We start from the raw sequence: 15,674 nt of genomic DNA, 5'->3' as shown, positions 1-15,674 counted from the left end.
CGGTGCAACAGCTAACAATGGTGCTCGGACCGTCACACAATCGCTGAGTTGAACGTCAGCGACTGCCTCGCCCGAGCCGCAATGGCCCGGGCGCGAATCCTGGATTATTGCGCCGGTGACGATTCCGAATCCACCACGACGCGGAAGAACCTGCCTTGCTGCCCATTGGGCAGGACCGGGAAGGTCAGTGACACCTCCTCAATCGTTCCGTCATCGGCCAGCACTTGCGGGATGGCCGTGCTGTTGAACCAATTGGAGAGATCACTGGAGAATTGCGTCACATAGGTCAGGCCCGCCGAAGAATAATCTTTGCGACGGCGGAAGATGGCGCGGAGCCCGCCCTCTGCGTCTGCGACCGACACGCGGGAGGTCTGGCGAGCATCAGCAGCCTGGAGGGGGTTCAGTCCAAACGCAAATTCACCGAGGTTGTCCAGACCGTCGCCGTCCGGGTCGGCTCCGAAATCTGCAATACCACCTGCCGCGGTGGTGCCAAAGTGGGCAAAGCGCCATGCTCGATCAGCGAGATTGGACGTGACGTTGATCTGGACGTTTACGCTGGCACTGGCACCCGCCGAGTCAGTTGCCGTGATTACCAACTCGTGAGGGCCTGGAGCAAGGGTGCTGGTATCATGTTCCCACTCGAAGGCTCCTGCGGACGCGTCGGACTCCACCACCCCTGCCGGCAGGCCATCCAACACGGCGCTGAATCCGACGGTGTTGTTACCTTCAGCATCGAAATATCCAGCCGAGAACTGTGCTGCGTCGCCCTGCTCGACTTCCATGAACATCTGAAGCCCCGGAGGCGGAGGAGGCGCGGTCATAGCAGAGTCCTCGTCCGCCAGGAACGGAAGCGGAGGCGGAGGCGCGCCGACGGGCTGGTATTTAACATGGAGCAACTCTTTGATATTGGACGCATTGGTCTGGTAGCCTGCCACCCAAGCTCGGCCAGTCGGATCGGCAGCCACCGCCCGTCCATAGTCACTTTTGTTCGCAGCTCCATTGAAGCGAGTTTCCCACATCGGCATACCAGTACCACTCGCGAGCTTTGCTGTGTAGATGTCGGAAGTGTTGTCGCTATTGAGCGAATATCCGGTTACGACCGGATTGTCATTGGCGTCCACGGCGACCGCGAAATGTTCGTCGGCCTTGCTAGCAGGACCATTGTAACGCTGCTGCCAGACCAGGCTCCCAGAGGCACCGTTGTATTTCAAAGTAATGCTGTCTGGCGTGCTTGCGGCACTATAAGAGGTCCCGGCGACAATGATATCGCCATTGGAGTCAAGGACTGCCGCCCAAGGCGCATCGGAGCTGTTGAAGCTGCTATTGTATGTCTGCTCCCAAATGATATCACCATCCACCCGCGAGTATTTCGCAGTGTAGATGTTGTAGTTGGCAGCCTGGCTGTAGGCGGTGATGATCACATCGTTGTTAGCATCCACCACCACGCCCCGAACGGCATCAGGCTTGCTCTGCGCATCATAGCGACGTTGCCATTTGATGCCCCCCGTGCTCGAATGAAGGAGAAGAGTCCACGCATCGCTACCCGCGATTCCGGCAAGTGCCACGTCCCCACTGCCGCCGACGGCGACGGCATTGGGCACATCCGAGACTGCTCCACTGCTGTTGTGTGTGGCCGTCCAGACAGTGGTGCCGGCCGCTTGTGAGAGCTTGGCGGCGAAGAAATCATTGCCAGTGCCCGCGATGCTGCGAGTGTAGCCCCCGACAATCACGTTACTTGCACCATCAAGCGCAAGCCCCACTGCCGCATCGGCACCTCCAGCGCTTCCGGCGAAGGTGCGCGTCCACACATTCGCACCTGTGCCACCATTGAATTTGGCCACATAGACATCTGTGTTGCCGGATCCCATGGTGACATAGCCGCTGATGTACACATTCCCAGAGGCATCAACTGCGACGGCCACAGCTTCGTCATCGCCGCCGCCTGAACCAGGGACGATCGTTGGCGCCCCCCATGCTGCAGTTCCATCATTATTGAACTTCATAAGGTAAATGTCCTTGTTGCCACCCACTGTAGTGTAGCCAGCAACAAATGACGCCACAGCGCTGCTCCCAGAAACCTCCAGTGCCACGGCTCGGCCCTCGCCAGCTCCACTTCCAGCATAAGACAAAAGCCACCCTTGCTGGACGCCAGCAGGAATGATCACTGGAGCTGTATTGGAAGCATTGATGCTTCGCTGCACCTCGGTGGCGGCGTTGAAGCGGGCATCCCCGGCCTGATTCGCGCTCACTGTCACCACTCCGCTGCCGGTGAACGACAGCACGTCTCCTGTAATCGTGCCAGGGCCGCTCACGATCGCATAGGTGACCGCCAGATTGCTCGTGGCCGCCCCAGAGAGGACCACCGTGCTGGTCGTGTAAGGGACGGTGGAGGGAAGGGCAAAGTCAATGGTCTGGCTGCTCTTGATGACGGTGAATGACTGGTCCACAGGCGTCGCCTTGGCCCATGTGCTATTGCCTTGCTGGCTGGCCCGGATGGTCACTGGGCCCGTTCCTGTGAAACTCAAGGTGTTGTTGCCATCGTTGAGTGTCGCGGGTCCGCTTACCACCGAGAACCTCACGGCAAGGCCACTGGAGGCGGAGGCAGATAGCGGCAGGTCTGATCCAGCCACCCGGGGACCGCCGGGATTAGCAAACGCGATGGTCTGAGCATTTTGGACCGGGGGAACCAAGGCCTGATAGTTTTTGACGAGGAAGTCGGATGTGCCGCTCGAACTGCCTGCATAACCTCCCACAAACACGTTTCCATCGGTAGAGACAGCCACTGACACTCCGTTGTCCCAGCCACTAGCAGCGCTGTTGTAGCGCTTCTCCCAAACGAGCCCGCCATCGGAGGCGAACATCTTGGCTGTCAGAACATCGGAGTTCGGAATGGCATTGAACGAAAATCCCGTCGCGATCACGTTGTCGAGGCCGTCGAGATCGACTGAGTTGATGACATCCTGGTTTGACACTGATCCATTAAAACGGCGATCCCAGACCAAAGCTCCATTCGCAGCCGCATACTTAACGACATAACCGTCCATGATGCTGGCGGCACGATAGCTGGTCCCACCCACGATCACGTTGCCAGAGGAATCCACGGCGATGTCATACCCCGCATCCGACGAATTGAACGAACTGTTCCATTGTTTCTGCCATACAAGCCCGCCTGCGGCGGTGAGTTTGACTGTGTAAAGATCATAATTCGTGCTGCGGACCGTGCCGGTGGCAGCCACCTGACCGGTTGAGTCGAATGCCACGGAAAAAGCCTCGTCATCGGTGTTGGTGCTGCCATTGACGTTCCATTGCCAGGAAGTGGCCCCTGTGAAGCCGTTGACCTTGTAGATTCTGAAGTCTTTTCCAGATCCGCGAGCATAACCGGCGATAGCGGCATCGCCCGCGCTGTCCACGGCGATGCTACGAGCCACATCGTCTCCGTTGCTGCCTCCATCAATCAACCGTTCGAACAAAAGCCCGCCCGCCGGGGAGTATCCTGCCACATACATGTCTGCTCCGGTGGTGGACGTCCTGCCATAACCCGTTACCAAAACACGGCCGCTCGAATGCACGGCGATGCTGTTGCCTTCGTCAAAGCTACCTCCGCTCCCGGCATATGTGTCCTCCCAGAGGGCCACCCCGTTTACCCCGGAGTACTTCGCGATATATACGTCAGTATTGCTGGTGCCGACGGTCGTAAACCCTGTGATTACCACGTCCCCATTGGCATCCACCGCTATGGCAGCCGCCTCGTCAGCACCGCCAGCCGCTCCAGCAAAGATCTGGTCCCACAACTTCGCCCCAGTCACCGGGTCATATTTGGCCGTGTAGATGTCACGGTCGCCGTTTGCATTGGTCGTATAGCCGGTGGCGAAGACAGCCAGCGCCTCGTCCCTTGTCGTGCTGCGCTGGATGGCCACCGCCATGGCCACGCCGTCACGCCGTGTGGCAGGAGCATCGACGCCCCCATAGAGCACCGTCCAAGGCTCACTGAGATCACGCGCGATCGATCCAACACCTGTAAGCGCCAGATTGAACGGGTTTTCATCCAGATCGGTGCTGTCGATCGTGATGGCAGCAGTGCGCGTTCCGATCCGGCTCGGGTCGAAAGTAACGGTGAAAGTGGTGCTCGCTCCTGGAGGCAGGAAGGTCGCTGTTCCAGTGCGATTGACCGAATAGTCGCCGGCATGGGCTCCGGTCGGGTCGTTCACGTAGATGTCCAGAAGATCCACCTCGCCGTCATTCTTGATGGTGAATGTCTTGGTGAGAGGGACGGCTGGCACGACTTTGTCCACATCACCAAAGTTGTAGGTCCCGCCGTCCGTCTGGTTGTTGCCAGACTCTGTGATGGTGATCTCCGGTGTCACCACTTTGAGCACCAAGTCATTGCCAGAAGCACTGAGGTTGGCTGGCGTGGCGGAGCTGCCCGCATAGTTGATGCGCCCGTAATAATTTGAGCCCAGAACATTCTCCACATAGTCCACACCACTCAGGGTGATCACCTTCGTGCCGCCGAACGTTCCCTTGGCAAACGCCCCGCTGATGCTGTCAGCAAAATCGTTGGTCACAAGAGTAAACGCGTTGTTAAGCGTGGCCGTATAAGCACTGATCGCGTTAAGAACCAGTTGTGCACCTGTGCCGCCTGCGGTCAGATCGATTGTCCCGGTCGTGTTCAAGCTGTCGTAGCTGCCTGTGCCGCCAAGGTTGAACACCAACTGGCCGTCCACAATGGCAATGCTGCCGGTGTTCAAAGTGCCTGCCGAGGAAACACCGCCGGCATTGATCGCCCCGCCGCTGTTGAGCTGGATCGCTCCGACCGTCCCCGTGCCGAGCAGAGTGGCACCGCTTTCGATGGTCGTCAGGCTGCTGCTGCCGATGCTGCCATTGACCACCAGGCTGCCCGCACTCAAGAGCGTGGCCCCTGTGTAGGTGTTGGTGCCTGAGAGGATGACCGTGCCCGCCGTGGTCTTGGTCAGGCCAACTGTTCCACCCAAGATTGCGCTGATGCTGCCGGCCTGGACATCGTAGGTGCTGGTACTGGTGAGGACACCACTGCTTCCGGTGATACTGCCGGCGGTCAATTGCACGCCAGCCACTGTGTCGCTGCGTGTTCCGATGGCCAGGGTGCCGCCAGAGACCTTCACGCTGGCTGTATCAGCAATGACATTGCTGGCACCGAAGGCCAACGTCCCAGCCTGGACGTCCGTCAATCCAGTATAGGTGTTGCTGCCACCGAGCGTCAGGCTGCCTGAGCCGTTGTTCATGGTCACCGTCTTGCCGCTGCCAGCAATCACACCGTTGAAGGTGCTGGAACTGGCGCTCGTGTAGTTCACACTGCCCGTGATGGTACTAGTGCCACTGCCGCTCGCGATGGTGCCCCCGGTGACGTTCAGTCCGCTGGTCGCGGTCAAATTCGCCCCGCTGCCAATGTTGAAGGTGCCGCTGCTGGAGGTGACAACACCGGTCACACTACCAGCTCCGTTCCAGTTGCCTCCGGTCACTCCCAAGGTGCCGCTGATCACACCTGGATTGGTGAGGTTGATCACCCCATTGCCCGTCAAGGTCGCGTTTCCGTTCACCGTGCCGGCACCCGTCAGGGTGCCTCCCGTGGCTACAGCCACGTTGCTGCCAGCAGCGAGCGATCCGCTCACTTGCAACGTCCCGGCATTGATCGCGGTTGCACCTGTGAAGGTGTTTGCACCAGTCAAAGTCAGTGTTCCAGAGCCATCCTTGGTCAATGAACCTGTGCCTGTGCCGATGATGCTGTTAATCGTTGTGTTGCCCGCACCTCCGACTGTCAATCCAAGTCCAGAACCGGTGATCGCTCCTGTATTGCTCAAGGTCAGCGTCCCAGCATCCGAGTTGACCCGCGCCGCTCCGCCCAGGGTCACCAGACCGGCGAAATCGTTATTCCCGCCGATATTGCGCAGTGCGCCGCCATTGCTGACGCCGGTGCCGTTCAAGGTCAGTGCTTCGGCCAAAGTCGTGATACCGCCTTGGAGTTCCAATGCGGCTCCTGAAGCCACACTGGTCCCGGCCGCCACCGTTCCCAGGGCACTGGCGTTTTGAATGTTGAGGATCCCTGCGGACACAGTCGTGAGCCCGGTGTAGAGGTTGGCTCCAGTGAGGGTCACCGTGCCTGTCGTGGTCTTTGTAAGCCCCACCGCCCCGCTCAGGATCGCACTCACGCTGCCAGCCTGCATGTCATAGGCGCTGGTGCTGGTCAGCACGCCACTGCTCCCCGTGATGCTGCCGGACGTCAATTGGACGCCTGCCACAGTGTCGCTGAACGTGCTGACGGCCAGGGCGCCGCCCGAAACCCTCACGCTGGCGGTGTCAGCGATGACATCGCTGGCACCAAAGCTGAGCGTCCCGGCCTGCACGTCCGTCAAGCCCGTGTAAGTGTTGCTGCCGCTGAGCACCAGCGTGCTCGCTCCATCTTTCGTGAGGCCGCCCGTGCCGCCAATAGTCCCAGCAAAGGTCGTGCTGCCAGCCGAGGTTCCCACCGTGAGCGTGTTGGTGTCCAGTGTGATCGTCGCTACCCCAGCGGAGGTCAACGACGCCACCGACTGCGCCGCGCCCAGCGTCAGCACCGATGTCCCCGAGCCGTCGAAGGTGACCGCCGTGCGCCCGTTGGCCGTGGGCAATGCGTTGACCACGTTGGCCTTGAGCGTGCCGCTGTTGCGGATGATTGTCGGCCCATTGTAGGTGTTGGCCACATTCAGATTCACCGTGACACCATCAATGATCAGGTCCGAGTTCGCCGAGGCTCCACTGATGCCGACCGTACCCACGTTGATGGTGCCGCCGCCGTTGAAGGTCGCTGTGGTGCCATTCTTGACCACACCGCCCGTCAGGTTGAGCTCCGATCCAGTCGCTGCCGAGATCGAGCTGCTGGCCGCCACGGTGATCGCTCCACCATAGGTGTTGGTTCCGCTCACATTCACAAGGGCTCCCGTCTCGCCGCTCGCGGCACCGCCATTGAGGGTCAGGGCTTCCGCTCCCACGGTGATGCCGCCCTGCAGCTGCAAGGTGGCTCCATTGCTCACCGAGGTGCCGCCTGCGGTGGTGCCCAAAGCCGTTGCATGCCGGATGTTCAGAATGCCCGCGCTCACAGCGGACAGACCTGTGTAGTTGTTGGCCCCCGTCAGGGTCACCGTACCGGTCGTTGTCTTGGTCAGTCCCACCGTGCCGCCCAGGATCGCGCTGACATCGCCAGAACGCACATCGTAGGTGCTGCTGCTCGTCAGCACCCCGCTGGTGCCGGTGATGCTGCCGGATGCCAGTTGCACCCCGGCCACCGTGTCACTCACCGAGCCGATGTCGAAGGTGCCGCCGGTTACGATCACGGATGAACTGTTGGAGAGGGCACCCGACCCGCTCAAGGCCAGCGTTCCCGCGCTGATCTGGGTCGTGCCGGTGTAGGTGTTCGCTCCGCTCAGGGTCACTGTCCCTGTCGTGGTCTTGTTCAGCCCGGCCGTGCCGCCCAAAATCGCGCTCACGCTGCCTGCCTGCATGTCGTAGGCCGCCGTGCTGGTCAGCACCCCGGTGCTGCCGGTGATGCTGCCTGTCCCGGTCAGGCTGACCGAGGCGACCGTGTCACTGTTGGTTCCCAAGGCCAGGGTGCCCGTGCTGGAAACCGTCACCGCCGCGTCGCCGATCTGGTTGGAGGCTCCCAGAGTCAGGCTGCCACCGCTGATGGCCACGACCGTGGCGCTGTTGATCGCGCTGCTGGCTCCCAGCGTCAGCGCTCCAGCGGTGACGTTCACCGTCGCCGCCGCCGCCGTTCCGTTCAGCGCCACTGTGCCGCTGCTGTTGATCGTTCCCGCTCCCAGGTTGCCCGTTACGGTCGTGCCGGTGCCACCCAGGGCATAAGTCAATGCCGTCAACGTGGCCGAACCGCCGATCGTGCTGCCGCTGCCACTGGTTGTCAGCGTTCCAACCGTGTCCGCCCCACCCACCGTGAGAGTACCACCTGACACCGTCACCGCCGCCGTATCGGCCAGTTTGTTGGCACCGTTGGTCGAAAGCAGGCCCCCATTCACCGCAATGGTGGCCGAGTTATTGATGCTGCCGGTGATCGACAGCGTTCCGGCGCTCACCGTCGTCGTGCCTGTGAACGTGTTCGTTACAGACAGCGTCAAGGTTCCGGTGCCCGCTTTGGTCAGGCTGCCGTCAGTTCCACTGATCACCCCGGCAAAGCTGGTGGTGCCATCGTTGCCGCCTGCGGTCAGGGTTTTGGCACCCAGGACCGCTGACGAACTCACCACACCCGCCAGCGAGCCCACGGACTCGCTTGCAGCCGTGATGCCGGAGATGTCAAACACCGCTGTAGCCCCGTTCAAATTCACCGCAGAGCTGTCGGAAAGGGCACCCGCACCGCTCAAGGCCAGAGTGCCAGCGGTGATGGTCGTCGCACCGGCATACGTATTGGCGGCCGTCAAGGTCAGCACCCCCGTTCCGTTCTTGGTCAGGGCGCTGCCCGTCGAGGTGCCGCCATTGCTGATGACTCCATTCACTGTGGTCGCCCCGCTCCCGCTGATGGTCAGGGTTTGCGAAGTCGAGTCACTGGAAATCGCGAAGGCACCCAGTGTCAGGGCCTTTCCTGCGGTGATGTCATTGAAAATCGAACGGCTGGCCCCCATGCCAACGGTACTGTTTCCGAGCGTGATGCTGCTGTTCCCACTGAAGTTGGAACTGGCTGCCAGGCTCCAGCCGGAAACCGTGAGCGCATTGGCCCCATCCAGGTCGGTGGAGGCCTGAAGTATGCCTCCCTGCATCGTCAGCGCCCCGGTGCCCAAAGACGCCTTGTTTCCAAGGATCAGCGTTCCGTCATCGTGGATGAATCCTCCTTGGAAATTGGCACCAGCCGCACCGGTGATGACCAGCGTGCCCGTTCCGCTCTTCGTCAGGCTCCGCGTCGTGGGGCTGGAGCCAGCGGCATCAATGCCACCAAAGGTCAGCACACCTCCATCGGTGGTGATCGTGCGGTTATTGCCGCTGATGGTCAGGACGCCCGAGCCGAAGCTCAGATTATTGGAACCGGTGAAGGTCAGGCTGCCACCGCTCAGGGTCACGTTGTTGTTGTTCGAAAGAGTGATGGCGCTCCCCGATGTGTTGTCGATCCGGGCCGTTGCACCGGCCACCAAGGCTCCGGAACCGATCGCCGTGGCATGGTTGATGAAGATCGCCCCACCATCGATCGTCGTGTTGCCAGAGTAGGTGTTGGCTCCGCTCAGGGTGAGCTCGCCGGCCCCCGCTTTCGTCAGCGCCCCGCCAACGCCGCTGATCACACCGGCGAAGGTCGTGTTGGCATTCGTTCCACCTGCGGTCAGCGTCTTCCCGGTGATCACCACCGAAGACGAGGCCACGCCGGCCAGTGAGCCGACGGTCTCGCCAGACGCCGTGATGCCGGAGATGTCAAAAACACCGGTCGCTCCGGTCAGATTCACGGCGGTGCTGTCGGACAACGCCCCCGCCCCGCTCAGGGCCAGGGTGCCTGCACTGATGGTGGTCGCCCCGGTGTAAGTATTCACTCCGGAGAGCGTGACCGTGCTGGCCGTCGTCTTCGTCAGAGCCACTCCGGAACCGCCCAGGATCGCGCTCACACTGCCGGAGGCCACGGCGTAGCTCGATCCCGTCAGCACCCCCGTGCTGCCGGTGATGCTGCCTGAACCCAAGGTCACCGCTCCCACCGTGTCGCTCACGCTGCCGATGTCGAAAGTGCCGCCAGAAACCGAGACAGCGGAACTGTTGGAAAGGCGGCCGCTGCCACTGAGGGCCAGGGTGCCTGCGCTGATCGTTGTCGTTCCCGTGTAAGTGTTCGCGGCCGTGAGAGTCAGCGTCCCCGCGCCATCCTTGGTCAGGGTTCCGCTGTCGGTTCCAATGATGCTGGCGATCGTCGTGTTTCCTGCGCCACCAACGGTCAATCCAAAAGTACCGGTGATCGTGCCCGTGTTGCTCAGGGTCAATGTTTCACCCGAGGAGTCCGAGTTGATCCGCGTCGCGCTGCCCAGCGTCACCAGACCCGCAAAGTCATTGTTGCCGCTGATATTGCGCAGAGCACCGGTGGTACTCACGCCCGTGCCGTTCAGGGTCAAGGCCTCCGCTCCGGTGGTGATGCCGCCCTGGATCTGCAACGCAGCCCCAGAGGTCACGCTCGTGCCCGCCGCCGTCGTGCCCAAAGCGTTCGCGTGCCGGATGTTCAACACGCCCGTGCTCACTGTCGTGGCACCCGTGTAGGTGTTGTTTCCATTGAACACCAACGTACCGCTGCCCGACTGCGTCACTGTCCCGCCGCTGCCACCGATGACACTGTTGAAGTCGGCGCCCTGCGTGATCGTGTCGCTGCGATTGAAGACTAAAGTCGCGTTGTTGGTGATCGCACTGCTGGTGGAAAGCGAGCCGGTGGTGCCGCCATTGCCGATCTGCAGCGTGCCTCCACTGATGATCGTGGAGCCCGTGTAGGTGTTCGCTCCCGTGAGCACGAGGATGCCGCTGCCAGACTTCCTCACCGCACCGGTGCCACTGATCACACTGGCAAAGTGCGTTCCCTGCGTGATGTCCGTGCTGCGGTTGAAGGTCAGGGTGGCGTTGTTGATGATCGCGCTGCTGGTGGAAAGCGAGCCGCCATTGTTGATCTGAAGGGTGCCCGCGCTGATCGTCGTGTCTCCCGTGTAGGTGTTCGCTCCGCTCAGAGCCAGGGTGCCATCGCCGCTCTTGGTCAGACCACCGCCGGAGCCGCTGATCACCCCGGACAGCACGCCCGTCAGGCCGCTGTCCACCACGGCGCCGAGAATCGCCCCGCTGGCGACGGAGATGTCGTTGGCCACTCCTGAAACATTGCCAGCCACTCGCAGGGTGCCTGTACCGCCACTGATTTGCAGGCCGCCCGTTCCCAGGGAGGAGTTGTGATCAATCGTCACCCGGCTGTCGCTGCCGATCGTGACGCCGCCACTGAAAGTCTTGGCACCAGAGAGCATCAATCCAGGATCTCGTCCTGAGCCCGACACTGACAGGCCGCCAGTCCCTGATACCGACGTGTTGATCCAGATGTCCTTGCCGGTCGCGAAGCTGACATCCACGTTCACCGTCCCGCCACTGAGCACGAAGTCGTTCGGAAGAGCTCCCGCCGCGCTGTTCCCCTCAAAATTGGCCGTGCGGAATGTGACCCCGTCGGCGAGGGTCACGGTTCCTGTGCCGAAGCCGTCCTGGTTGCCCAGGACAATCGTTCCGGCACTCACCGTCGTACCACCAGTGTAGGTGTTCGCTCCTGTGAGGGTCAGCTCACTGGCCCCATCCTTGATGAGGCTGCCGCCGACGCCGCTGATCACGCCGGCAAAGGTGCTGCTGCCGGAGGCGTCCCCCACCGTCAGCGAGTTCGCATTGAGGTTCAGGGAGGAGGTGGCAGCCCCGGTGAGGGAGAATACCGACTGGCTGACGCCGAGGGCCAGCGTGGAGCCGCCCGTGCCGGTCTGGTCCATCAGGATGTCCGAACGCGCCGGGCTGGTGGGAAGGGCGTCCACCGCGTCCGCGTTCAGCGTGCCGCCGTTGATGATGTAAGTGGGGCCGTTGTAGGTGTTTGCGCTGGCCAGCGTGGTGGTGCCACCGTCAATGACCAGGTCGGAGTTCCGGCTACCCGTGTTGCCCGTGATCGCGCCGGTCACCCGGATGCCAGAGGCGCCGCCCTTCAAGGTGAGCGTGGTGCCTGTTTTCGTGAGCGTCCCAGAGAGAGTGAGCAGACCACTGCCGGAGTTCTGGATGGTGTCAGAGCCATTGCCCAAGGCGCTGATGTGCTTGTCCAAAGTGCCTGCGCCGCCGGTGTAAACCAGCGTGCCGGAGGAGGCGCCCGCCACGCCCAGGTGCACGTCGGTTGACCGGCCGAGGGGCTGCGGAGCCGAGCCGGGGGCGACGGAGTTGATGGACACCTTGCCGTTCTGCACCAGCGTGTTTCCCGTGTAGGTGTTGGCGCCGCTGAGCACTAGTTCGCCACCTCCCGTGATCTTGACGGGACCTGAGCCGCCGATCACATCGCTGTAATGGACCGGGACACCCGGCGTGGGAGCAAAGTCACCCGTCGTGGTGAAGGTGCCTGTGGCACTGTAGCTGGTGCCTGCCGCATTGGTAGCATAGGCGGCATAGGTGTAGCCGGTGCTCGCTGAAAGGCTGCTGACATCGACGGTGAACACGCCCGTGGTCCCGGTCCCTGTGACCGTGGTGACTCCCGTCCCCCCGATCTGGGGATCGCCATTGGTGGTGGTGACCGAATAGACCACCCCCCGTGCGGTGACATCGGCACCACCATCACTCGTGACATTGCCGCCCAGCGTGGCCGTGAGAGCCGCCAGTGCCGTGCTGGTGGGAGTGGTGAGCGTCGGTGCCAGGGAGGTGAACACCACATCATTGCCAGTGCCCCCGGTGTAGGTGATGGCGCGGTTGGTGCCACCGATGGCGACCAGCGTGCCCTCGGACTTGCCGCTGAAATTACCCGTCGTCGTGCTGGCGGAGATGTTGTCGAGGATCGTGAACGAATCCGACTGGGTGGGGACATAGCCGCCGAGGGCGGTCGCCGTCAGCGTGGCGCTGGTGTTGATGACCACGGCACCGTTGGCCTTCATCTTCTCAAACACGGCCATCGAAGTCACATCCGAGGCGAATCCGCCAGTAGCGGAGAAGGTGACTCCTTTTTGGATGTCCAAAGTCGCATAGCTGGCTGGGCTGATGGCCGCGCTCACGGTCACATTTCCGCTGCTGGCACTGCCGATGATGAGCGTGCTGGCGGTGATCGTATCCAGTTCAGCGTCCGTAAGTCCGAGAGTGAGGGGACTGCCTGAGAGCACGTCAGCGCCGCCGAGGTTGATCAAGGTGCCTGCTGTGCGGGTGTTGATGGTCGTCGGGGCCGTACCGCTGGAAACAATGGCAGAGCCAGCAAAGTTAATGCTGTCGGCGTTGATGATGATCGGATTGTTGTTGCCAGTGGTGATACGCCCGGCGTTGGAACTCCCGACCACCAAGGCATGACTGGCGCTGTTGCCCGAGGTAGCGGTCAACGTCGTCGCGCCATTGGCGGCACCGATGCGCGCCAGATTCGAATTCAAGCCAGAACCATTGATCACGATGCCTTCATGGCCAGCGGCAGAGCCCCCCACACCCGCGCCGGTGACACTGACTGAACCCGTCCCGCCCGCCGTGATCGTGCCATTGCCGATGAGTCGCACGCCAGCGCCCGCACCTGTCGATGAGCCACTCGTGTTGCCACCCGTGCCCGTGACGCTGACATCGCCTCCAGAGGAGGTGATTTGTGAGGTGAACCGGATATCCAGGCCAATGGTGGTTTGCGACGTTGCTGCTGTTCCTGCTGTGGCATTCACCGTCACCGAGCCGCTACCACTTGAGGTAATCGTGCTGTCGTCCATTTGAATCCCGGTGAAGTCTCCGCTGGCATTTGAACCAGAACCACCGTTGCCGGTCACGCTGATGTTGCCTCCGGTCGAGGCAAACGTGGTTGCGCTCATGATGATGCCATGATTGAACGCACCAGCAGCAGGGTTGAGCCCGCCATTGCCAGTGATCGTGAGATTGCCCGCTCCCGTTGAGGTGATTTGGGGCGAGCTATAGAGGTCAAGTCCCATGCTATATGTACCCCCTCCACCCGTGCCCGTGACCTGCACATGCGCACCGAGAGCTGTGATCGTGGAACCACTGCCGTTTACATTGACACCCGCGTTACCCGTGCCAGTCGAAGCGCCACCAGCACCGATGACCGTCAGGGTGCCGCTCGTGCCGCCAATGATGTCGCCGCCAGCATGCACGCGTACACCGATCTGGTCGTTCCCTGTGCTGCCGCCTTTGCCCAGAACAGAAACCACTCCTGTGCCGGTCGAACGGACCAGGCCGTTGCTGACATCCACACCCACAAAGCCGCCACTTGTTGGCGTCCCCTGCTGATTGGCCTCCAGCGTGATGCCACCATCCACCGTTTCAAAGCTCGACCCGCTGGCCAGCGCGATGTTCTTGCTGACCTTGACCGCCACAGTGCCCGAGCCGGCGGTGATCACGTTCGCATTGGCCGCCACAATCACAGCGTCCGTGCCTGGTGTGACATTGTCGTTCTGCAGGTCCACGTCCAGGCTCGCACCGGAAGCAAAGGTAATGTCGCCGTTGAAATTCACGGTGTCGTCGCCGATGCCGCCATTCAGAGTGAGGCTCGGCAGCGTGCCGGTGAAGGCACCCACACTGATGGCATCCGCACCCGCCCCGGCGTTGACCGTGATGCTGGTCACACCGGCGAGGGCAAGGCTGCCCGAGGCACCCGTGAGATTGAGCCCGCCGTTGACACTGAAGGTGCGGCCTGTGGCGGCAAAGTTGATGTTCCCCGCGCTGGGTTCGCTGATGGACAGCGTGTCCGCGTTGCCGCTGTTGTCAGTGATCACGACAGCATTGCCCGCCGTGGACACGGTGTAGTCCGCCACCACCTCCACTGTGATGGTGAAGGTCTGGTCCGCGGTCGTCAGCGCCGGGTTGCCGTTGATCGTGTTGTCATCAGTCAAGGACACCGTCACCGTCGCCGTGCCCGCGGTGCCACTGGGGGTGTAGGTCAGCGTGCCGCTGCTGCTGATGGAGGGTGCCGTCGTGAAAAGGCCGGCGTTGTTGTTGCTGACGTTGAAGGTCAGCCCCTGAGTCACCGTGCTGTCGCCGTCGTCGATGGCCGTAGCCCAGTTGGTCACCGTTTGCAGGCTGTTCGTATTGCTGGGAAGCAACTGATCCGCGCCCTTGGCGAAGCTTGGTGCCTCGTTCACATTCGTCACCGTCACCGCCAGATCTTGTGAATCGCTCAGCGTCCCTGTGCCGTTGTCCGTCGCCGTGACGGTCACATTGTACACGTTGTTGTTTCCAGCATCCGACGGGCTTTCATAGTTCGGCGCGCTGGTGAAACTGAGCACCCCCGTGCTGCTGTTGATCGTGAAGAATGCGGCATCCGTTCCCGATTTGGAATACGTCAGCGTCTGCGTGGCCGGCACCTCAGGGTCCGTGGCCACCACGGTGGTCACTGCAGTCGTGTTCTCAGCCACAGTGACGCTGTCCGCCGCCCCGCCACCGTTGCTGGTGATCACCGGCGCCTCGTTCAAGTCGGTCACAGTTACCGTGAACTGTTTCTGAAACGTTCCGCCATTGCCATCATTGGCCTGCACCCGGATGCTGTAGCTGTTCTTGGATTCATAATTGGCGCTGCCATTGAGGGTCAGGGTGCTGCCGGTGATGTCGAAACTGCTGTTGTCCGTGTCTCCCGTGCCGGTCACGAGGCTGAAGGTGTGCGTCTGGCCAGCATCGGCATCCGTGGCGCTCAGCATGCCCACCGTGGCTCCAAGCGCGTTGTTCTCAGCGATGCTGGAGGACGAAAGAGCGATGTCAGTCGGAGCAAAGTTCACGTAGGTGAACAGGGTGTTCGCCGCATTGGTGCCGCCGGGCGTCGTCACTTGAACACTGACTGCTCCGACACCATGGGCAGGTGTCGTAGCCGTGATCTGCGTGGCGCTGTCAACCGTGAATGCCTGGGCATCCGTGCCACCGAACTTCACGGCCGTCGCACCAGTCAACTCCGTGCCGCTAATTGTCACACTCGTGCCACCCACCGTGCTACCGGAGTTTGGGGTGATGCCTGTCACTGTCGGGGAAGC

Annotated in this window: 1 protein-coding gene; it reads right to left on the bottom strand. The window is 61.7% G+C overall.

The window, feature by feature from the left end:
* Positions 1-104: 104 nt before the first annotated feature.
* The gene (locus tag IAE77_RS13535; RefSeq protein WP_294227344.1) at positions 105-15,662 is read right to left on the bottom strand and encodes an autotransporter-associated beta strand repeat-containing protein; all 15,558 of its coding nucleotides are present in this window, start codon (positions 15,660-15,662) and stop codon (positions 105-107) included.
* Between the last annotated feature and the right edge of the window lie 12 nt (positions 15,663-15,674).

Origin of the sequence: Prosthecobacter sp. (assembly GCF_014879935.1) — a bacterium.
In the GTDB taxonomy this organism is placed as follows: Bacteria; Verrucomicrobiota; Verrucomicrobiia; order Verrucomicrobiales; family Verrucomicrobiaceae; genus Prosthecobacter.
This window is presented reverse-complemented; position numbering and strand designations above follow the sequence as displayed.